This is a genomic window from Actinotignum timonense, assembly GCF_900155575.1.
In the GTDB taxonomy this organism is placed as follows: domain Bacteria; phylum Actinomycetota; class Actinomycetes; order Actinomycetales; family Actinomycetaceae; genus Actinotignum; species Actinotignum timonense.
The window spans coordinates 1,800,985-1,822,248 of record NZ_LT706966.1 but is presented as its reverse complement, the minus strand read 5'-3'; the positions used below and the strand labels follow the sequence as shown (position 1 = coordinate 1,822,248).

The 21,264-nt window shown below is 62.9% G+C and carries 18 protein-coding genes and 1 pseudogene; 15 read left to right on the top strand and 4 right to left on the bottom strand.

The annotated features are described in order from the left end of the window. Positions 1-98: 98 nt before the first annotated feature. Positions 99-1,553 carry an MFS transporter gene (locus CZ322_RS07725; RefSeq protein ID WP_087070831.1) on the bottom strand — a complete coding sequence of 485 codons (1,455 nt, stop codon included), beginning with the start codon at positions 1,551-1,553 and terminating at the stop codon, positions 99-101. Positions 1,554-1,826: 273 nt separating this feature from the next. Here CZ322_RS07725 and aspS point away from each other — a divergent pair, with 273 nt between their 5' ends. Further along, positions 1,827-3,683, top strand: coding sequence for an aspartate--tRNA ligase (gene aspS, locus CZ322_RS07720; protein WP_087070830.1), 1,857 nt, complete (start codon positions 1,827-1,829; stop codon positions 3,681-3,683). 137 nt (positions 3,684-3,820) lie between these two features. Here aspS and CZ322_RS07715 read toward each other — a convergent pair whose 3' ends face one another. Both CZ322_RS07715 and CZ322_RS07710 read right to left on the bottom strand, forming a co-directional pair. Next, the gene (locus CZ322_RS07715; protein ID WP_159455016.1) at positions 3,821-4,369 is read right to left on the bottom strand and encodes a DUF421 domain-containing protein; all 549 of its coding nucleotides are present in this window, start codon (positions 4,367-4,369) and stop codon (positions 3,821-3,823) included. Positions 4,370-4,376: 7 nt separating this feature from the next. Next, positions 4,377-7,007 (bottom strand): MMPL family transporter, encoded by a 2,631-nt coding sequence (locus CZ322_RS07710; protein WP_234984505.1) that lies wholly within the window; start codon positions 7,005-7,007, stop codon positions 4,377-4,379. 191 nt (positions 7,008-7,198) lie between these two features. Between CZ322_RS07710 and CZ322_RS07705 the strand changes: the two genes are divergently transcribed. The 10 genes from CZ322_RS07705 (at position 7,199) to CZ322_RS07660 (ending at position 17,915) form a co-directional block, all read left to right on the top strand. Next, positions 7,199-8,542 (top strand): replication-associated recombination protein A, encoded by a 1,344-nt coding sequence (locus tag CZ322_RS07705; RefSeq protein ID WP_087070827.1) that lies wholly within the window; start codon positions 7,199-7,201, stop codon positions 8,540-8,542. Positions 8,543-8,653: 111 nt separating this feature from the next. After that, positions 8,654-9,274 (top strand): 30S ribosomal protein S4, encoded by a 621-nt coding sequence (gene rpsD, locus CZ322_RS07700; RefSeq protein ID WP_016442833.1) that lies wholly within the window; start codon positions 8,654-8,656, stop codon positions 9,272-9,274. Between the two features lie 237 nt (positions 9,275-9,511). Then, positions 9,512-12,193, top strand: a complete 2,682-nt coding sequence (gene alaS, locus CZ322_RS07695) for an alanine--tRNA ligase (RefSeq protein WP_087070826.1) — start codon at positions 9,512-9,514, stop codon at positions 12,191-12,193. Continuing rightward, complete coding sequence (gene ruvX / locus CZ322_RS07690; protein WP_087070825.1) at positions 12,193-12,684, top strand: Holliday junction resolvase RuvX; 492 nt, start codon at positions 12,193-12,195, stop codon at positions 12,682-12,684. The genes alaS and ruvX overlap by 1 nt, the downstream gene beginning before the upstream one ends. Further along, complete coding sequence (gene mltG, locus CZ322_RS07685; RefSeq protein WP_087070824.1) at positions 12,677-14,068, top strand: endolytic transglycosylase MltG; 1,392 nt, start codon at positions 12,677-12,679, stop codon at positions 14,066-14,068. Before ruvX ends, mltG begins: the two co-directional genes overlap by 8 nt. Before the next feature lie 154 nt (positions 14,069-14,222). Continuing rightward, positions 14,223-14,852, top strand: a complete 630-nt coding sequence (locus CZ322_RS07680; RefSeq protein ID WP_087070823.1) for a prepilin peptidase — start codon at positions 14,223-14,225, stop codon at positions 14,850-14,852. Positions 14,853-14,969: 117 nt separating this feature from the next. Beyond that, complete coding sequence (gene aroC, locus CZ322_RS07675; protein ID WP_087070822.1) at positions 14,970-16,181, top strand: chorismate synthase; 1,212 nt, start codon at positions 14,970-14,972, stop codon at positions 16,179-16,181. Continuing rightward, positions 16,178-16,699 carry a shikimate kinase gene (locus CZ322_RS07670; protein WP_087070821.1) on the top strand — a complete coding sequence of 174 codons (522 nt, stop codon included), beginning with the start codon at positions 16,178-16,180 and terminating at the stop codon, positions 16,697-16,699. The genes aroC and CZ322_RS07670 overlap by 4 nt, the downstream gene beginning before the upstream one ends. Before the next feature lie 47 nt (positions 16,700-16,746). Further along, positions 16,747-17,310 carry an elongation factor P gene (gene efp, locus CZ322_RS07665; RefSeq protein ID WP_016442826.1) on the top strand — a complete coding sequence of 188 codons (564 nt, stop codon included), beginning with the start codon at positions 16,747-16,749 and terminating at the stop codon, positions 17,308-17,310. After that, positions 17,310-17,915 carry a transcription antitermination protein NusB gene (locus tag CZ322_RS07660; protein WP_026429390.1) on the top strand — a complete coding sequence of 202 codons (606 nt, stop codon included), beginning with the start codon at positions 17,310-17,312 and terminating at the stop codon, positions 17,913-17,915. Before efp ends, CZ322_RS07660 begins: the two co-directional genes overlap by 1 nt. Positions 17,916-18,059: 144 nt before the next feature. Here CZ322_RS07660 and CZ322_RS07655 read toward each other — a convergent pair whose 3' ends face one another. Then, positions 18,060-18,437, bottom strand: a complete 378-nt coding sequence (locus CZ322_RS07655) for an RNA-binding S4 domain-containing protein (protein WP_087070820.1) — start codon at positions 18,435-18,437, stop codon at positions 18,060-18,062. Positions 18,438-18,676: 239 nt separating this feature from the next. Between CZ322_RS07655 and mihF the strand changes: the two genes are divergently transcribed. The 4 genes and pseudogenes from mihF to coaBC all read left to right on the top strand — a co-directional run bounded on the left by mihF (position 18,677) and on the right by coaBC (position 21,248). Continuing rightward, positions 18,677-18,985, top strand: coding sequence for an integration host factor, actinobacterial type (gene mihF, locus CZ322_RS07650; protein WP_026429388.1), 309 nt, complete (start codon positions 18,677-18,679; stop codon positions 18,983-18,985). Between the two features lie 95 nt (positions 18,986-19,080). Next, complete coding sequence (gene gmk, locus CZ322_RS07645; RefSeq protein ID WP_087070819.1) at positions 19,081-19,650, top strand: guanylate kinase; 570 nt, start codon at positions 19,081-19,083, stop codon at positions 19,648-19,650. 66 nt (positions 19,651-19,716) lie between these two features. Beyond that, positions 19,717-19,965, top strand: a pseudogene (gene rpoZ, locus CZ322_RS07640) (DNA-directed RNA polymerase subunit omega); the annotation flags it as partial. Further along, the gene (coaBC, locus tag CZ322_RS07635) at positions 19,965-21,248 is read left to right on the top strand and encodes a bifunctional phosphopantothenoylcysteine decarboxylase/phosphopantothenate--cysteine ligase CoaBC (protein ID WP_087070818.1); all 1,284 of its coding nucleotides are present in this window, start codon (positions 19,965-19,967) and stop codon (positions 21,246-21,248) included. The pseudogene rpoZ and the gene coaBC, both read left to right, overlap by 1 nt. Positions 21,249-21,264 lie beyond the last annotated feature (16 nt).

Here is a 21,264-nt window from a genome sequence, read left to right as displayed (position 1 = left end):
ATTCCTAACATAGGCACAGGGGGCGCAAACGCGCCGCTACTAGTTTACTCCGGGGTGCAAGCCCGGCGCTGGATATATGCGGTGAGCTTGCCCTCTGTTCACGCGGCGCTGGAATCTTCGCTGAGCATATCCGAGCCGCTCAGCTGTTCCCCGCCCGGACCCACGCCGCTCAGGCGCTGCGATTCGGCAAGATTTTCCGCGGCCTCGCTGCCCGCCGGTGGCACAATGCGGCTGGCTACCACCGCGCCGGCAATGGTCAGCGCAATGGACACCGCGATGCCGGCCATCAGTGCAATATCCTGCGGCGGGGTGAGCACCGAATAAATAATCCCAATAATTGCGGCTACCAGCGAGGTTCCCATGGAATCGGCAACCTGGAGCGCGGAAGAAGTGCGCCCCTGGCCCTCTTGGGAGGTGCAGGCGAGGGCGTGTACGCTCAGCGCCGGGAACGCGAAGCCGCATCCGATACCCGCGATGGCCCACCCGATAATAACGAGGCTTCCGGGAAGAGCGTGATGCGAGCCGGCCAGCACCAGGCCAAGGCCGATAGCATCGCCAATCGAGCCCCACAGCGGCAGGCGCAGGCGCAGCGCGGCATTGGTGATCCGCCCGGAGAAATACGATCCCACCGCCCAGGTGATCGAACCGACCGACAAAATAAGACCGGCTTCCACCGGGCTCCACCCGTGCACATCCTGGAGCAGGAGCGGCAAAAACATCTCAATTGCCGTGAAGGTACCGAGGAGAACGCGGGTGGCAATAGTTGCGGGCAGCCCGCGCACCCCGCGGAAAGTCCCGCGCGGGAAAAGCGGACGAGCGCAGAAAAGCAAGGCGAATCCACACACCCCGATAATGGCGAAGGTGTGCGCACTATGCTCCGTCGCCCCGCTCATAATTTGCAGGCAAGCGACCAATGCGCCGGTCCCGAAGGCCGGAATGACCATGGTGCGAATATTCATCGGCTTCTTGACGCGATCAATATCCGGGATTTTATTCATCCCAATAAAGAAGAAGGGCCCGATGAGCAGGATGGTGGCCGGCACGAAACCGAAAATCCACCGCCAGGACATTGCCTCAACAATAATTCCGGCGAGCAGGGGGCCGAAAAGCGAGGGGAGGACCCAGGCCGCGGCGAAAGCGGTGAAGAATCCGGGGCGACGACGCGGCTGCACGCTATTGCCCACGATGGTGTAGAAGGGCACAATAATGAGGCCCCCGCCCAGGCCTTGGATGGCGCGGCCGGCCACGAAAATTTCCATGCTGGGGGAGACGGTACAGATCGTGAGCCCCACGGTGAGAAGCACGACGCCGGTGTACAGGCAAGAATGCGGGCCTTTGGAATCGGACCATTCTCCGGCTAGCGCCGTCGTCATTAACTGGGCCGCAAGTACCACGCCGAGCGCGAGGGCATAAAGGTTCTGGCCGTCAAAAGCGCGCGCGACGGTAGGCATGGCCGTGGTGACCGCCATGCTCTCAAAAGCAACGAGCGAAATAAAGCCAACGGAAAAAATACGGAAAAGGCGTTCGCGCTCCGGAGATAGATACCTGCTCATTAGATCCATTAGACCAGCGAAAGGGGGCAGAAAGGAAGAGGCGCAGCCGGGTACATGCGGTGGTGTGTGCCACCGTGGGCCACGGGTGGGGCCGCGTGGGGCCGCCTGGTGCGGTGGCAGAGCGTAATGAGATGTGTTCGGCGGGCGGCCGGAGCGTAACTTTTGCCCGGAGCGTGCCGCGGGTTCTACCATGGAGCCGGTGCTTGCTCGTCTCGCAAGCACCTTAGGACGGCCCGTCTAGCCGTTTCCCACGATAGAAAGAGTGACAAAAGCGTGTTACGTACTCGTTATGCCGGCTCGCTGCGAGCAAGTGATATTGACAGCGAAGTGACGCTGACCGGGTGGGTGGATCGCCGCCGTGACCACGGGGGTATCGCCTTCATTGATCTGCGTGATGCCTCGGGTATCGCCCAGGTGACCGTCCGTGAAGAAATTGCGCACGAGTTGCGTAACGAATTCTGCATTAAGGTGACCGGGATCGTGCGCGAACGCCCGGAAGGCAATGCGAATGCTGCCCTGGCCACCGGCGAGATCGAGGTGGAGGCCACGGACGTTGAGGTCCTCAGCCCCGCCGAAGCTCTGCCTTTCCAGGTCTCCGATCACGCCGAAGGGGCCGGCAAGGTCTCCGAAGATATTCGCCTCAAGTACCGCTACCTGGATTTGCGCCGCTCCTACGAACAGAAGGCCCTGCGGTTGCGCGCCAAGGTGAATCAGGCGGCCCGGCGGGTACTCGACGGCCACGATTTCGTGGAGATTGAAACCCCGACCCTCACCCGTTCCACCCCGGAAGGCGCCCGCGATTTTATTGTTCCGGCGCGCCTCAACCCGGGAACCTGGTACGCCCTGCCGCAGTCCCCGCAGCTCTTTAAGCAGCTGCTCATGGTGGGCGGGATGGAACGCTACTACCAGATCGCTCGCTGCTACCGCGATGAGGATTTCCGCGCGGATCGCCAGCCGGAGTTCACCCAGCTGGACGTGGAAATGAGCTTCGTTGATCAAGATGACGTTATCGCGGTGGCCGAAGAAGTGCTGCGCGAAATCTGGAAGCTTATCGGCTACGACCTGTCCACCCCGATTCCGCGGATGACCTTTAAGGACGCCATGGAAAAGTACGGTTCGGATAAACCGGACCTGCGTTTCGGGCTGGAACTTATCGACCTGACCGAGTACTTCAAGGACACCACCTTCCGGGTCTTCCAGAATCCCTATGTTGGTGCGGTGGTGATGCCCGGTGGGGCTTCCCAGCCGCGGCGCACTTTCGATAAGTGGCAGGAATGGGCGAAGGCGCGCGGTGCGCACGGCCTGGCTTACGTCACCATCGCGGAGGATGGCACCCTGGGTGGCCCGGTGGCCAAGAATATTACCGACGCGGAACGTGCTGGCCTGGCCGAAGCCACCGGCGCGAAGCCCGGGGATTGCATCTTCTTCGCCGCGGGTGAGCCGACCTTCTCCCGCGAACTGCTGGGTGCGGCCCGCTTGGAAATTGGCCAGCGGGTCGGCCTTATTGACGAGGATGCCTGGGCTTTTGTGTGGGTGGTGGATGCCCCCATGTTCAAGCCGGCTTCCCAGGCCGCCGCGGAAGGCGATGTGGCCCTCGGTTCGCGCTGGACCGCCGTCCATCACGCTTTCACCGCTCCCAAGCCCGAACACCTCGATACTTTCGATACCGATCCGGCCGGTGCGCTGACGAACGCTTATGACATCGTCTGCAACGGCAACGAGATCGGAGGCGGTTCCATACGTATCCATCGCCGCGATATCCAGGAACGCGTCTTCAAGGTCATGGGTATCGATAAGGAAGCCGCCGAGGAGAAATTCGGTTTCCTCCTCGAAGCTTTCAAATTCGGTGCGCCCCCGCACGGCGGGATTGCTTTCGGCTGGGATCGCATTGTGTCCCTGCTGGTCAAGGCGCCCTCGATCCGCGACGTTATCGCCTTCCCGAAGATCGGCAACGGCTGGGATCCCCTCACCGATGCTCCCGCGGAAATTACCGCGCAGCAGCGTAAGGAAGCCGGTGTGGATGCCACCCCGAAGGCTCGCTCCGGCGCGGTGGATGCCGCAACCGGGGCACCCCTCGCGGAGGAAGCGCCGGCGGTCGGTGATACTGCCGGGGCAGCTGCCGGAAAGTAGCGGCCCGCGGTTGCCGGGAAGTAGCTGGCAAGTTGCTGGAAAGTAGCCTCTCAGCGGCCTAGCTGCCGCGTAGGCGGTGGCCTGTAGTCGGCAGCCGCGAAGAAGCTAGCGATATGCAGGGAAGACGCCGAGCGTGCTCAGATGCGCTCGGCGTCTTTCACACCCGCGAGCAGGCGCGGATCAAGCGCGGTGGCCGGCCCGGTGAGTACCGATAGCTGCCCGTTGGGTTCGAGGATGACAGCTGCGACGTCGTCCACACACGCAACGCCGCGCAAACGCACGGCCATCATGATTTCTTCCGTGGTGGTCGAGTGCCGCCGTGCCGCGGGCGTGAGTTCCCCGCGCGCCCAAATAACGACGGGCCGCGCGTGCACCCAGGCCTCCCCGCGGTGGGAGAGCGCGATAAAGCGCAGCAGTGCTTGCATGCAGAACAGGGTGAGAAGGGCGACGACGCCGCCGGCCAGGGTGGGAGTATGCCCGAGGGTGACGCGCCCCGCGATCGCCCCAATAACGACGACGGCCGCCATATCCGAGGTGGAGAGCCGGCTCACCACGTTTTGCCCCAGGGCCCGCAAAATCACCACGAGGAAAAGGTAGATGAGGCAGGTGGCCACGGCTATGGCGCCCGCCTGCAACCAGGTGATACCCAGGAGTTCAGGTAGTTTCAGGTGATCGATCTCAGACATGCCTCCATTATGGCGCGGCGTGCCGGCCGCGTGGCGCCGATGCCGCGGTGCTCGCGCTTGCGGTGGCATCGGTGGTGCTGGCGTTTTGCGTTGTAGCGCCCGCGGGAAGCGTTACCGGCGCACTGTCCTTGGTGGCGGTTGCCGGCTCGTGGTGTTCGAGGGTGCGGTGCCCGCCTTCGGACACCCCGAAACGCTGGTAGATACGCGAAAGCCAGCGCGGCGCCCACCAATTCCACTTGCCTAGCACCGTCATGGTGGCCGGAACCAGGAGGATACGGCTGAGGCTGGTATCCGCAATCACGGTGATGGCCAGCAGCACGCCCACTTCCTTGATCGCCAGCATCTGCCCGAAGCAGAAGCCCACGAAAACCGCCACGATAATCGCGGCTGCGGAGGTAATAATCCGCCCGGAACGCTGCAAGCCCAGGGAAACCGCCCGGTCATTCGATTCCCCGGCATCCCAATATTCCTTCATGCGGGCCACCAGGAATACCTCGTAATCCATGGAAAGCCCAAAGCCGAAGGCCAGGCCGCAGGCCACCACCACCGCCGTGAGCCCGTCGGTTTCCGGCAAGCCCAACAGGCCGTTATCGAAGAGGAAAGCGGTGAGCCCAAGGGAGGCCACCAGGGAGAGCGAATTAATAATGATGGCCTTGAGGGGGATCAGCACCGAGCCGGTCATGAGGAAGAGCAAGATGAGCACGGCGAGTAGCACCACCGCGAAAGCAATGGGCGCGCCCTCGCGTAGCACCCGATTGAAATCAATCTGGATGGCCGCGCTGCCGCCCACCAGGATCTCCGTATTCGCGGCGCTTTCCGCGTGGGCGCGAATATCGCGAACGGTGTTACTGGCCTGGGCGGAGGTGGGATCCCCACCGCTGACAAATACCCCGAGGTTATGCCAGCCGTTATCCATCTTCGTGGATTCCCCGACCTTGGATACCGCCGGAAGCCCGGCAATCCACTCCGATTGCTCGCGCAGCGCGGCGGCATCGCCCTTCACCAGGACGGTAATGGCCGGCTGGCTCAAATCTGGGTAATCGCGTTTGAGAATCTCCTGGGTGGTGCCCGGCGAGGAGCTCACCGGAATATATTCGCTGGTATCCGTGCGTAAAGTGGTGTCCTTAATAGGAATAATCATGACCACGAGGATTGCCGTTACCACGGTCATAATCACCCACGGGCGGCGCTGCACCCATCCGGCAATCCGTGAGAACACCCCGTGATCGGTATGGGTATCACCCACCGCGCGCATGAGATGCCCCAGCCCGGGAATTTTCGCGAGCACAGAAGGCTGGGCCAGCCGCGGCCCGGCAATGCGCAAAAGGGCAGGTACCAAACTTACCGCGGAAATAACCGCGAGCAGCACGACGACGAAACCGCCCATGGCGATCACCCGAATAATGCGGGAATTGAAGGCCAGCAGCCCGGCAATGGCAAAAGCAATGGTGACGGCGGAGAAGATCACGGTGCGCCCGGCGGTGCGGACCGTGGTGGCCAGCGCCCCTTCCATAATGACGGCCAGGTCTTTCTTCTCCGGGCGGGCGCCCGGCCCGTAGCGTTTCTCAATACCGCGGGTGATTTCTTCCCGGTAGCGGGAAACTACCAGCAGGCCGTAATCGATGGAGAGCGCCAAGCCGATAATGGAGACCACATTGAGCACGAAGGAATCCACATCCGCCACGAAGGTGAGGAGCCAAATACCGCCTAGGGTAATAATGATGGCAACAATAGCTCCGGCCAGCGGCATGAGAGCGGTGAGGACCCCGCCGAAGACCAGCACCATGAGGATGAGGGCCACGGGCAGGCCAATGGCTTCCCCGCGCACCAGATCGTGGCGGGCCACATCGTTAATAGCGGTCATCGCGGCGTTCGCGGAGGTGGCATCCACCTGGACAGAGTGAGCGGTCGCAAAAGAATCAAGCGCCTGCTGGACTTCGGCCTCGGTGGCTTCGCTCTTCGCATCCGAGGTGAAGGTAATGACGAGGGCGAAACCGTCCGCGGCGCGCAAACCGGCCGTTTCCTCGCTCGCCTGGGTACGGGCTTGCGCTATACCTTCTTCACGCGCGGAAGCGATGACTTCTTCCTCACTGGGTTGGCCCGCCTGGGCCGCGGCCGCCGCGGCGCTTACTTCCTGGGTGGCGCGGGCCTGGGCTGCCTCGCGCGGCATACCGGCGCGCATGAGCTGCGCGGTAGCCGCCTCAATCTGGGCGGTGAGTTGCTGTTGGGCCGCGGCGGCGGCTTTCTGGTATTCCGCGCGCGCTTTCTCCTCCGCCTGGGCTGCGCCTTCCACTTCGGCTTCCCGCACGAGGGAGGGCGAGCTCACCGCGCTGGCAACACCCGGGATTTTCGCGATGTTTTCACTGAGATCAGCAATATCAGCGGTGAGTTGCTGCGGTTCGGTGGCGCCGTGGATCACGGCCACCATGCGGTAATCGCCCTGGGAATCGGTGAGTTCCAGGACGCGAGCGGATTCCGTTCCGGTGGTGAGGCCCTGGGTGGAGGACATGCGGGAGAACAGGCCTCCCTGACCGAAACCTGACAGTGCGGCGATACCGGCAACAACGGCGCACAATATCCAGGTGATGATGACTCTCCACGGGTGGCGAATAGAGGCACGCGCTAACAACTCTGTCATGCCTCTATTATCGCTCATTTTCCCGAAAAATAGCGGTTTTTAAGCCATCTTTGAACGCTTGACCTGGAGCTTTCGCGCGCGCTGCCCGTAGTGCCACCCGTACCCGCCACCAGTATCCGGTGCTCGGCCCGCACGTGAGCCGGCGCCCACCCCGCGCGTGCGCCCAAGCGCCGAGCTCGTAGACTGGGAGGGTGGATCTCTTCGAAAGTAGCCAAGTTGATGCCCGCGGGGTGCCCGATTCCGATACCGGCCCGCTGGCGGTCCGGATGCGCCCGCGCACGGCCGCCGAGGTAGTAGGTCAGGATGAGGTGCTCGCCCGCGGTGCGCCCTTGCGCCGCCTCATTGACGCGGAGGCCGGGTCTGCGCCGTCGTCAGTATTTTTGTGGGGACCACCCGGGGTGGGGAAAACAACTCTCGCGTACCTCATTGCCCGGTCCGGGCAGCGCGATTTTATTGAGCTCTCCGCGGTGAGCGCCGGGGTGAAGGACGTGCGGGCCGCGGTGGAGAGCGCCCGGCGCAAACTGGTGAGCAGCGGCACCGAAACCGTGCTTTTTATTGACGAAGTGCACCGGTTCTCGAAAACGCAGCAGGACGCGCTGCTGCCGGCCGTGGAAAACGGGTGGGTGATCCTGGTGGCCGCGACCACCGAAAATCCGGCCTTTTCCGTGGTGGCGCCGCTACTCTCGCGCTCGCTTCTCGTCACGCTACGCGGTTTGAACGACGACGATATCCGCGCCATCATCAATCGGGCCCTCACCAGTGAGCGCGGGCTGGGCGGGGCATATACCCTGGACGAGGATGCGGAATATAACCTGGTGCGCCTGGCCGGGGCGGACGGGCGGCGCAGCCTGACCCTCCTGGAAGCCGCGGTGGACGGGGCGCGCGCCCGCGGGGAACACCGGGTGAGCGTGGAGGATGTGGCGCGGGCCGCCGATGGTGCCACCGTGCGCTACGACCGCGATGGCGATGAGCACTACCAGGTGATTTCCGCCTTTATCAAGTCGATCCGCGGCTCGGATGTGGATGCAGCAATGCATTATCTGGCGCGCATGCTGGAAGCGGGGGAGGACCCGCGATTTATCGCGCGCCGCCTCATGATTTCCGCGGCCGAAGATGTGGGGATGGCCGATCCTTCCGCATTGCAAACCGCCACCGCGGCGGCCCAGGCCGTGGCGCTGGTGGGGATGCCCGAAGCGCGGATCATCCTGGCGGAAGCCGTGGTTCACCTGGCCACCGCCCCGAAATCCAACCGGGCCTACCGCGCGATTAATGCCGCGATTGCCGATGTGCGGGCCGGGAAAAGCGCCCCGGTGCCCCTGGCGCTACGCAATGCTTCCTTCAAGGGAGCTGCCGAACGCGGCTACGGGGAGGGCTACCGCTACGCCCATGATTACGAGGAAGGTATCGCCCCCATGCAATTTATGCCGGAGGGCCTGGAAGGCACCCGGTATTACGAACCGACCACCCGCGGCTACGAGGCGAATATCACCCCGCGCCTGGCCCGTAACCGCGAGGTGCTGGGCCGGGAGAACTGATACACTAGTTCGGTTGCTTTGCGAGAAGTAACACCTGGGGTCTTAGCCGATTGTGTTGGCCCCGAACCGGCGCCGCTCGGCGCTGGAACGTACATCTACAGGAGATTATTCATGGCAGGAAATCGTTCTCGTAAGGCCGTGCGTCAGTCGCGCGCCCTGGGCATCGCCCTCACCCCGAAGGCTGAGCGCTATATGCAGCGCCGCCCCTACCGTCCCGGTGAGCACGGCCGCGGCCGCACCAAGGATTCCGACTACTCGGTCCGCCTCAAGGAAAAGCAGCGCCTGCGCGCCCAGTACGGCATCCGCGAAGCGCAGATGCGCCGCGTGTGGGAAGAAGCGCGCCGCCAGGATGGTCTGGCCGGTGAAAACCTCGTGGAGCTGCTGGAAATGCGCCTCGATGCCCTGGTGCTGCGCGCCGGCTTCGCGCGTACCATCGCCCAGGCTCGCCAGGTTGTGGGCCACTCCCACGTGATGGTGGACGGCAAGATCGTCAACCTCCCCTCCTACCGCGTAACCCCGGGTCAGGTTGTGCAGGTCAAGCCGAAGTCGCAGGCCTCCCCGCAGTTCCTCGTGGCCGCGCAGGGCGCGCACCGCGATGTGCTCCCCGCGGTTCCCGAATATCTTGATGTTGACCTGGAGAAGCTGAAGTTCACGCTGGTGCGCCGCCCGCGCCGCGTGGAAGTTCCGGTCCAGGCTGATGTCCAGATGATCGTCGAATACTACTCCCGCTAAATCAGTGGGACGTCAGGAAGGGTGCACCCGGAAAGGTGTGCCCTTTCTTTATTTCGTAGCTTGGTAGCTATGTGACAGCGATGCCCGCCGCTGCTTGCAGTGCCCACGCAGGCAGCCGCGGCGTCGTCGTAAAAAATATGCCACTCCCGCCCGTGCCTCGAAAATAGCGGGCGGGAGAGCCTGTACCATAGGTGCGTGGCCGGCTCGGCCACATAAGTCATAAGGAGACAAATACGTATGCGCACCGCTGAGATTCGCCGGCGCTGGCTGGATTACTTCGCGAAGCACGACCATCATATTGAGCCGTCCGTGCCCCTCGTGTCGCCCGATCCGTCCATTTTGTTCACGATTGCCGGCATGGTTCCCTTCATTCCTTATATCGTGGGAACCCAGCGAGCTCCGTGGCCGAGGGTAGCCTCGGTGCAGAAGTGCATTCGTACGAATGATATCGATAACGTGGGCAAAACCACGCGGCACGGTACCTTCTTCCAAATGTGCGGCAATTTCTCCTTCGGGGACTACTTCAAGGAAGGCGCTATCGACCTGGCCTTCGGGCTGCTGTGCGCGCCGCTGGACGAAGGCGGTTACGGCCTGGAAATCGAGCGGATGTGGGTGACCATCTGGGAAGAAGATGAGGTCTCCTTCAACAAGCTCGTTGAGGTGGGCGTCAATCCGGCCCATATCGTCAAACTGACCCGGGAAGAAATTTTCTGGTCCACGGGCCAGCCCGGACCGGCCGGCCCCTGCGCGGAAATCCATTACGACCGCGGCCCCGAATACGGGCCGGACGCCGTGGGCGGAACCGTAGACCCGGGCGGGGACCGCTACCTGGAAGTGTGGAACCTCGTTTTCGACCAGTACCGGCGCGGGGAAGGCTCCGGAAAGGACTACCCGTTGCTCGGGGAGCTGGACCAAACCGCTATCGATACCGGCGCGGGCCTGGAACGTATCGCCTTCCTGCTCCAGGGCAAAAATAATATGTACGAAACCGATGAGGTCTGGCCGGTTATTGCCCGCACCCAGGAACTCACCGGGCGTACCTACGGCGCGAACGAAGAAGACGACGTCCGCATGCGCGTGATCGCCGACCACGTACGTTCGGCCATGATGCTTATTAACGACGGCGTGCGCCCGGGCAATGACGGACGCGGTTACGTGCTGCGCCGGCTCATGCGGCGGGCCATCCGCTCGATCCGCCTGCTCGGGGTGGATGCCGCGGTCCTCGGCGACCTGGTGGAAACCTCGAAGAACGCCATGAAGGAGTCCTACCCCGATCTGGAGGAAAACTTCGGGCAGATTCGCCAGGTGGCGGTGGAAGAAGAAGCCGCCTTCCGGCGCACCCTGGCCACCGGCGAACAGATTTTCGCGGCGGCCGTGGATAGCGCAAAGAGCGCGCCGCATACCGGCAAGGTGATTATTCCCGGCTCGGCGGCTTTCACCCTGCATGACACCTACGGATTCCCCATTGATCTCACCTTGGAAATGGCGGCCGAAAAGGGTGTGGACGTGGACGAAAAGGGCTTCCGGGCCCTCATGACCGAGCAGCGCGAACGCGCGCGGGCCGATGCGCAGGCGAAGAAAACCGGGCACGTGGATGCCCACGTGTACCATGAGATTCTCGATGCGCAGGGCGGGCCCACCTCCTTCCTCGGCTACTTCGAGAAAGCCGCGGAAGCGCGCGTGGTGGCCATCCTCGAAAACGGGGTGCCGGTGCCGGCGGTGAGCGCACCCTCCGACGCCGATGTTATTTTGGACAAGACCCCCTTCTACGCTGAAATGGGCGGGCAGCTGGCCGATCACGGCACCATTAGCGTGGCCGGGGGCGGGATGTTCGACGTCGTTGACGTGCAGGCGCCCGTCAAGGGACTGCATGTGCACCGCGGCTCGCTGACCGAAGGGACCATCGCGGTGGGCGATATTGTGCACGCGCAGATCGATACTCTGCGCCGCCATCGGATTGCCCAGGCGCATACCGCGACCCATATGATCCACAAGGTGCTCCACGAGTTCATCGGTGAGCAGGCCACCCAGGCCGGCTCCGAGGATGCTCCCTCGCGGTTGCGTTTCGACTTCCGGCACGGTTCGCAAATCCCGGTGGATGTGATGACGCAGATCGAAGCACGCGCCAATGAACGCCTCCAGGACAACCTGGAAGTCACGTGGGCCGAATACCCGATTGAAGAAGCCAAGAAACTCGGGGCGCAGATGCTCTTCGGGGAGAAATACGGCGATATCGTGCGGGTGGTCTCCATTGATGATGCCTGGTCGCGGGAATTCTGCGCCGGCACCCATGTGGCGAATACCGGGGAAATCGGGATGATTACCGTGCTGGGTGAATCCTCCATCGGTTCCGGGGTGCGCCGTATTGACGCGCTGGTGGGTGAAAGCGCCTACGCGCAGGGGGCGCGCGAACGCGCCCTGGTTTCCCAGCTCACCGCGATGATGGGGGTGCGCCCGGAGGAACTCCCCGAGCGTATCGACACCATGCTCGGCAAGCTCAAGGCGGCCGAAAAGCAAATCGCGGCGCTGCGCCAGAAGGATATTGTGGGGCAGGTGGACACGGTTATTTCCCAGGGCGTGCACCTGGGCAATCGCACCCTCTACCGCGCTCACCTGGGCGTGGTAGAAAGCGCGGATGACCTGCGGGTGCTCGCCACGGAAGTGCGCGGGCGGCTGGCCCCTTCCGATGATTTCATCGTGATTATTACCGGGATTAGCAATGAGCGGCCCCTCATCGTGGTGGCGGCGTCCGAAGCGGCGCGCAGTGCCGGGATGAAGGCCGGGGCGCTGGTCTCGCGCGCGGCGAAGATCCTGGGCGGGGGCGGCGGCGGTAAGCCGGACCTCGCGCAGGGCGGCGGCTCGGACGTGACGAAGCTGGATGAAGCCCTCGCGGTTCTGGAAGCGGAGCTGCGCGGCTAATGCGGCGAGGCGTACGGATCGGAGTGGATGTAGGGCGGGCACGCACCGGCGTGGCCAGTTGCGATAGCGACGGTATCCTCGCCACTCCGGTCGCCACGCTCCCGGCGAACGGCACGGACGTGAGTGAAGTTGCTCGCGAGGTGCGCGAGCGTGGCGCCATTGAGGTGATCGTGGGCTTGCCGCGCAATATGGATGGGAGCGAAGGGGCCTCCGCGCGGTATTCGCGCAGGTGGGCGCGGCGTTTAGCCCGGCGTATCGCTCCGGTGCCGGTGCGGCTATTCGACGAGCGCCTCTCCACCGTGGCCGCCCACGCACAGCTGCATGAGGCGGGGCGCAGCTCGCGGCGCCACCGCGCCGTTGTTGACCAGGTTGCCGCGACCGTTATTCTTAATAATGCGTTGGAAGCAGAGCGGCTCACCGGCGCACCTGCCGGCGAACTCGTGGCGGCGACAACCGAAGCGCAAAGCGAAGCGAAAGGCGATAATGAGTGACGTTTTTGACCGCTTGAGTGCGGACGACGCCGATACCCCGCGCCGTCGCCAATCGGGTGCGCGGGGGAGGTCTCACGGGGCTGGCTCGCAGCGAGGCGGCAAGTTGCGCGGCGCGGCGTCGCGAAGCGGCGAGTTACGGGGCGGCTCCCAGCGGGGCACGGCGCGCGGAAACCATCCGCACGGGCGCGGCTCGCAGGGGCGGGGAAGCTCCGGGCGGGTACCGGCCGGGCGCAGCTCATCGGGGCGAAATTCAGAAGGCCGCAATGCCGCGGAGGCGAGGCGCCGAGCCGCGGCGCGGCGCAATGAGCGGGCCCGCTTGCGTAGGCGCCGTCGTATCACCACCGGAATTATTACTGTTCTTCTTGTCACCGCGCTCACCGCGGCGGCTGTTATTTTCTTCCCGCGCCTGCTCCACAGCTCCGATACCGTGCGCGATTACAGCGGAGAAGGAACCGGCCAGGTCGTGGTGCGGATTCCGGAAGGAGCCACCGGGCGGCAGATCGCCGCGGTGCTCGCCGAAAAAAATATTGTTGCCACCGAAGGCGCATTTATTGATGTCTTTTCCCGCGACCCGCGCTCCACGGGTATCCAGGCCGGGGCCTATACCTTGCGCGAGCAGATGTCCGCATCGGCCGCGCTATCCGCGCTACTGGACCCGGCCAATGCCGCCACAATTAAGGTGACGATTCCCGAAGGCTTCACAAAATGGCAGGTGCGGGACCGGCTCGGCAACCTCATGGATATCGATGTTGGCGTGGTCGAAGATGCGATGAACGACGCCGCAGCTCTCGGGCTGCCCGCGGAAGCCGGCGGGAATGTGGAAGGCTGGCTGGCGCCCGCCACCTATGATTTCGACCCGAATACCACGGTGACCGAGGCACTCCAGCAGATGGTGGAGGTCCAGGTGGGGCGCCTGGAAGCTAGCGGTGCGGAGCGGAGCCGGTGGCAGGCGGTGCTCACCACGGCCTCTATCGTGGAACGTGAAGGGCACCCGGCTGATTATCCGAAAGTTGCCCGGGTTATCGAGAACCGGCTCGGGGATAACGCCCCGGAGGTCGCCGGGCGGCTCCAGATGGATTCCACCGTGCTTTACGGGGTGGGTAAATCCGGCGGGGTACCCACCCGGGCCGAACTGGACGCGGATAATCCCTATAACACCTACCGGGTGAAGGGCCTACCGCCCACCGCTATCGGGGCACCCGGGGTGGAGGCCATTGAAGCGGCCGTCAATCCGGCCGAGGGCAATTGGCTCTACTTCACCACCGTGAATCTGGAAACCGGGGAAACGAAGTTCACGGCCGATTACGAGGAACAGATGCGTTTCCAGGCCGAATTCCGCGAGTGGTACGCCGCGCATCCGGACGGAGAGAAAAAGGACCATTAGCGCAGCCGCGTATAGGTACGACGGCGCAAGCTGCTTTGGCACGTGCCGATTCGGCGGTGCCGGTACTTATCCCCAGGTTGCCCAAATGGCGGTGCTATCCACAGGGGGCAAGCTGGGGCTGGTTGAGGCGCTGGGTCATCCGTAATCTGAGCGCATGACCTTCTTTTCTCGCGAGCGCATCCTGCGCGGTACCCTCAGCCCACCGGTAGCGGTCGTGCTCCTGCTGGGCCTGAGCCTGTGCTGGGCAGGGCTGGGATGGTCGCGCGCGGTAGGTGCGCTTGCCAGTGGGCGCCCGGTTAGTGATGCTGGTGCTGCTGGCGCTGCTGGCGCGCTCCTGGCGGCCGGAACACTTTTAGGCGCCGGTGCGCTTGCGCTTCTTTGTGAGGGCGTGTGCGGGGCATTCCTGGCGCTTGCCGCGGTGGTGGATGCGCGGGTGCAGCTCCTTCCCGATCCGCTGCTGGCCGCGGCCGGGGGAGCTGCCCTCACGGGGATAGCGCTGCGCGGGCAGTGGGAGGATCTCGCTATCGGAGCCGTGGCCGGCCTGGGCGGCTACGTGGCGCATCGCTTCGCCCAGCTCGGCTGGGGTGATGTCAAAATGCTTATCGTGCTGGGATGGTGGACGGGCCCGCAGCTCGGGCTCACCCTACTCCTCAGTGTGCTGGGCGCGGGTATCTTTGCCGCGGTACGGGTGCTGAGCGCTCGGCTCACCCTGGCTGATGCGGTGCCGCTCGGGCCGTGGCTCATGGGCGGTGGCGCCCTCGCCTGGCTTGCCGGGCTAGGATAGGTAGGCGCCTGCATCCCGGTAGCACTGGGCTACAGCGGGCGGAACGGAACCGCTTACTCATCTGGTATCAGAACGGGTAGCGGGACCTATGAACATAGGAACGGGGAAGGACGGCGCATGATTCGGTGGTCAACAGCGGGGGAATCCCACGGAGCAGCCCTCGTGGCACTCATCGAGGGGATCCCGGCGGGCCTGAGCCTGAGTTCGGATACCATTCGCGATCAATTGGCCCGCCGCCGGCTCGGCTACGGTCGCGGTGCCCGCCAGAAATTCGAACAGGATAAGCTGCACGTTCTTACCGGATTGCGGCACGGAGCCACCCTCGGTTCACCCATTGCCCTCGTTATTGAGAATTCCGAATGGCCCAAATGGGAAGCGGTCATGTCCGTTGATCCGGTCCCACCCGAAGCCCTGCTGCGTAATGCCGGGCGGGGAGATAGCCAAGAACTTGCCCGTAATAAGCGCCTCACCGCGCCCCGGCCCGGGCACGCCGATCTCACCGGCATGAATAAATACGATCACAGCGATGCTCGGAATGTCCTCGAACGCGCCTCGGCCCGGGAAACCGCGGCCCGGGTGGCTCTGGGTGCCATCGCCCGCGAGTACGCGAACCAAAGCGCCGGAATCACCATTCTTTCCCGGGTGGTAGCCATCGGCTCCGTGAGTGACACTTCGGATACCGTTCCGGGGCCGGGCGATGCCGCGGCTCTCGATGCTTCGCCGGTGCGCTGCCTGGATGAGGCCACGGCGCAGGCCATGATGGATGAAGTTGATCGGGCGAAAAGCGCGGGGGATACCCTGGGCGGCGTCGTCGAAATTCTTGCCTACGGCGTGCCGCAAGGCTTGGGCAGTTACGCAACCCCCTACGGGCGTCTTGATGCGGAACTGGCCCGCGCCATGATGTCGATCCAAGCCGTCAAAGGCGTGGAAATCGGGGACGGATTCGCCACCGCCAGCAGGCCCGGCAGCCAGGCCCATGATGAGATTGTCCGCACGGAAGATGGCGTGCACCGCCTGACCAATCGGGCGGGTGGCATCGAAGGCGGCATGTCCAACGGCGAAACGATCCGGGTACGGGTTGCTTTCAAGCCGATTTCTACCGTCCCGCGGGCCCTGCGTACTATCGATACCGAAACCGGGGAAGCCACCACCGCGCTCCACCAGCGCAGCGATGCCACCGCCGTGGTTCCCGGAGCGGTTATCTGCGAAGCGATGATGGCCTTGGTACTCGCGGAAGCACTCCAGGATAAATTCGGAGGGGATACCCTCGGTGATACCCAAGCGGCGGTGCACGCCTACCTGAACCGCATCCCGGAGGAACGCCGATGAGCGTGCGGGCAGTGCTGGTCGGGATGCCCGGAGTGGGCAAATCGACCGTGGGAAAGCTGCTGGCCAAGGATCTAGAGCTTCCTTTCGCCGATTCGGACGCTCTTATCGTCAGCGAAACCGGGCAGAGCATCCCGGAGATTTTCCAGACGGTAGGGGAAGAGGGATTCCGGCGGCTGGAAGCCGATATTATCGCGCGCACTCTCGCGGATTTTGACGGCGTGCTCTCCCTGGGGGGAGGCGCTATTTTGAGTGAGGCCACCCGCCGGGCACTGCGCGGCTATCCCGTGGTTCTTATCGAAGCGCGGATGGATATTTTGGTGCGGCGTATTACCGGATCACGCACCCGCCGCCCGCTCCTCGAGGATAATCCGGCGGCGCGGCTGCGCGAACTGGACCGGGAACGCACTCCGCTCTACCGCGATATCGCCAGCGTGACGGTGACCTCCGACGGGGGCTCCCCGCACCGGGTGGTACGCCGGATCCGCGCGGCTTTGGAGGCGTGTGCGTCGCAAAGATGAAACTCCCCGTGTAAACTTGGGGAGGACTATTTCTGAAAGGATACCTTGTGGCAACAACCAATGATTTGAAGAATGGCATGGTCCTGGTATTCGACAACCAGCTGTGGCAGGTTGTTGAGTTCCAGCACGTCAAGCCGGGCAAGGGCCCCGCTTTCGTGCGGACCAAGCTGAAGAATGTCCTCTCCGGCAAAACTGTGGATCGCACCCTCAACGCGGGCATTAAGGTCGAAACCGCCACCGTGGACCGCCGCGATATGCAGTACCTCTACCATGACGGCACCGATTTCATCTTCATGGATGAGGATACCTACGAACAGGTTCCCGTCACCGCTGAAGTTATGGGCAATCTCGCGAACTTCCTGCTGGAAAACCAGAAGGCCATCGTCGCTTTCCACGAAGGTAATGTGCTGTTCGTGGAACTGCCGGCTTCGGTGATCCTCGAAGTGACGGAAACCGAACCGGGTCTTCAGGGCGACCGCTCGAATGCGGGCACCAAGCCGGCCACGGTGCAGACGGGTTACGAACTCCAGGTGCCGCTCTTCCTCAATATTGGGGACAAGATTAAGGTTGATACGCGCACCGGTGAATACATTTCCCGGGCGAACGACTAATGGCTAAACAGAAGAAACGCCGGTCCACGGGCCGTTCCACCCAGCGCCATCGCGCCTTGGATGTGCTTTTCGAAGCTGATGAAAAGAACATCACCTCGGAAGCGGGTATTCTCGAGCTCCTTGCCGAACGCCAGCGTGTCTCCACGGCCCAGGTTCCCATCGGGGAATTCGGCTCGCAGATCGTGACCGCTTACGCGCAGCAAATCTCGCAGGTGGATACCCTCATTGAGGCCTCCTCGGAAGATTGGTCGCTCGAGCGCATGAACGCGGTGGATCGCAGCGCTTTGCGCGGTGCGGTTGCCGAACTCATGTACCTGGGGACTTTCCGCGGTGCCGTGATCGTGGAGTGGACCAACCTAGTGCGCGAATTCTCCACGGACCGCTCGGTCGGTTTCGTGATGGGCGTGCTCAACAAGGCTGCCGATATCCGCGAACGTGAGGAAAGCGGCAGCACACCCATTCTTCAGAACGACGACGCCGCTAGCGCGGTGGAATCTGGCGAAGAAAGCGAGCCTTCGGAATCCGATGAGGCGGGCCTCATCGCCGCTATCCGCACCGGCCAGTTGGATACTCCCGAAGCCGGCGAAGTTGGCGTAGAAGAATAAGAGTTTCTCTGACAACCAGTACCTCATGGCGAGTTTCCGTGAAAATCTCACGGAAACTCGCCATTTTGTGCATGTGAAATTTCGTTACGCAGCCCCTGGTGTCCTATAGGCCACGATAGTTGTGCATCCCCGGGATCCGCGGGGTTACCGGCGGCCGTAATTGGAATTGCGGCCGAAAAGGCGGTCGAGTTCGCGCCGTTCTTTCTTCGTGGGGCGGCCGCTACCAGGATCGCGGCGCATCACCGGCAGATAAACTTTCTCCCGCACCGGGGTGAGATCCTCGTAATTTTCCCGGGCCAGCGGAGCGCTCGTCCGCTTGGTAATAATTCCGGTAACTTTGAGGATCCGATCAAAACCTTCCACCCGGTAGCGCACCACATCACCGACACGGACTTTCGCGGCGGGCTTGACCGGTTCATCGTTGATGCGCACGTGGCCAGCCTTGCATTCGGAGGTGGCGAGCGAGCGGGTTTTGCACTGGCGCACACTCCATAGCCACACGTCAATCCGGGTCGTTTCCATGGCTGTAGCCTACCCGGACGCCGCTACTGGTCGCGAACTTCGTCACAAGCCGCGGCGCTGACCTGCCGCGATGGTTTTATAAAAAAACAAGGGCGTGGCTTCTTATATTATTTAGCGCTATTTCGCTCTACGCTACTAACAAGACGAAGAAGTTTCGTAGCGTCAGCGTCGCCGTGACTGATGTTGACGGAATTGTTATGAGCACCAGGGTATATCTGATGCGCTAGAAAGGGGACACTGTGGAGGTACCACCACTTACTCCGGAGCAGCGTCTCGCCGCTTTGGATAAGGCCGCCGAAACACGGCGGCGCCGCGCGGAACTTTTGCAGCAACTGAAATCCGGACAGCTGCACCTTTCGGAGGTTTTGGCTCAGCGTGATGACCCGGTCGTTGCGCGCACCCGCGCCAGTGTGCTGCTGCGGGCACTTCCCGGTATCGGTGAAGCCAAGGCCGCGCGGGCCATGGCCGATATTGGGATCGCTCCTTCCCGGCGCGTGCGCGGGTTGGGTGTACATCAAACCGCGGCCCTCATCGCGCTTTTCGGTTAAAGGCTGAGCCCGGGCAGGACTCAACTACTCCCGGCGGCCGGCACAGAAAAACGCGAGCGAAAATTGTGTCGTAGGGCTGTGGCAGAATAAATGTCATGACACCTGAGGATCATCGCCGTATCTGCGTGCTTGCCGGCCCTTCCGGGGTAGGGAAAGGAACCGTGGTTGCGCAGCTCCTTGAGCGGGAGCCGCGCATCTGGCTCTCCATTTCTGCCACCACGCGCGCCCCTCGCCCGGGGGAACGCGAAGGGGAATCCTACTTCTTCGTGGATGATGAACACTTCGATCACCTCGTGGAAAGCGGGGAGATGCTCGAATGGGCCGTTGTCCACGGGAAGCACCGTTACGGAACCCCGCGCCAACCCGTGCTGGAAGCATACGCAGCGGGAAAAATTCCGCTTCTCGAAATCGATCTGGCAGGGGCGCGCCAGGTTCGCCAGTCGCTGCCCGAAGCTTTCCAGATTTTTCTAGCCCCGCCGTCGTTCCAAGAACTTGAGGCGCGGCTTCGGGGGCGCGGTACCGAAACCGAGGAGGCCATCGACCGCCGCCTGGAAACCGCCCGTGGCGAATTAGCTGCGCAGGAGGAGTTTGACGCCGTCGTCGTAAATGACACCGTGGCACGTGCCACCGGCGAAATCCTCGACCTCATCGCCCCAAAGCGTTAGAATAAAAGGCCGAAGCTTCACGGTGGTACCCGCACGCGGTGCCACGTTTATCCAGAAGGGAACTACATGTTCGGAACTGTTCCGGAACCCGAAGGTATTACCAACCCGCCCATTGATGATCTTCTCGCAAAGATTGACTCGAAGTACGCGCTGTGCGTGCTTTCAGCGGATCGTGCGCGTCAGATCAACTCCTACAAGCAGGAAATGGCGCGCGGGGACGGCAATATCGAGCATTACGGTGCGCTTGTCTCGGCGGAACCGGAAGAAAAGCCCCTGTCCATCGCGCTGCGTGAAATCGCCGAGGACAAGCTCGAATGGCAGCTGGACGAAAAGTAGAGCACACGCCGCGCGTCGTTATCGGCGTGACCGGAGGTATCGCCGCCTATAAAGCGGCCTACCTCGTCCGGCTTTTTGTGAAAGCCGGTGCGGATGTGCATGTTATTCCCACCCCGGCCGCCCTGGAGATGGTCGGGGCCACCACGTGGGAAGCTCTCACCCACCATCCCGTTCTGGTGCGCACCAGCGAACACGCTGATGAAGTCGCGCATGTTCGGCTCGGAAAAGAAGCCGATCTCATTGTGATTGCCCCGGCAACTGCGAATACCGTCGCGAAAGCCCGGGCAGGCATAGCCGATAACCTCCTCCTCAACACCTTGCTGGGGGCGCAATGCCCGGTCGTCATGGCACCGGCGATGCATACCCAAATGTGGGAACATCCGGCCACTCAAGAAAATATTGCGGTGCTCCAGGCACGCGGGGTGCATATTATTCCACCCGCCACCGGGCGCCTCACCGGGGCGGATTCAGGGCCCGGGCGGCTGCCCGAACCGGAAGAGATCTTCGCGCACGCCTGGGCTATCCTCACCGGCGACAACCCGGAAACGCGCGCCATGCAGGATACTGCTGAGCACGTGTCGCTGCGCGGGCGGCATATTCTCGTTACCGCGGGCGGTACTCACGAGGCTCTCGACCCGGTTCGTTTTATCGGCAACCGCTCCTCGGGGCGCTTCGGCTTGGAAATTGCGCGCGCCTTGTTAGAGCGCGGCGCGCAGGTCACCGTGCTAGCGGCCCATGTAAGCCGCGATATTACCGCACTTGCTCCGGGAGCTGAGATTGTTCCGGTCAGTTCGGCACGCGATCTTCACGAAGCGGTTCTGGCGCGGGTGAAGGATGTGGATGGCGTGGTCATGAGCGCGGCGGTGGCAGATTTCCGCCCGGCCGAAACCGCCGCGAGCAAACAGAAAAAAGACGGCAGCGGCACGCGCGTTGTCGAACTGGTGGAAAACCCCGATATTTTGGCTGATATTTCACATAAACGGCGCCGGACTGGCCAGCTCATCGTGGGTTTCGCGGCGGAAACCGGGGACGCGGGCGGAACCGTCTTGGATTACGGACGGGAAAAAGCGCGGCGCAAAGGCGCTGATTTACTTGTCATCAACCGGGTGGGGGAGAAAGCAGGATTCGGCGAGGTACCTACCGAGATCACCGTGGTCACGCCAGCGGGTGAGATCATCGCGAGCGGAGCGGGCACCAAAGCCCAGATGGCTGTTATCATTGCGGGCCTTATAGCCGATCACTTCACCACCGAGCGCGTATAGAATAAGGCTTGCCTTA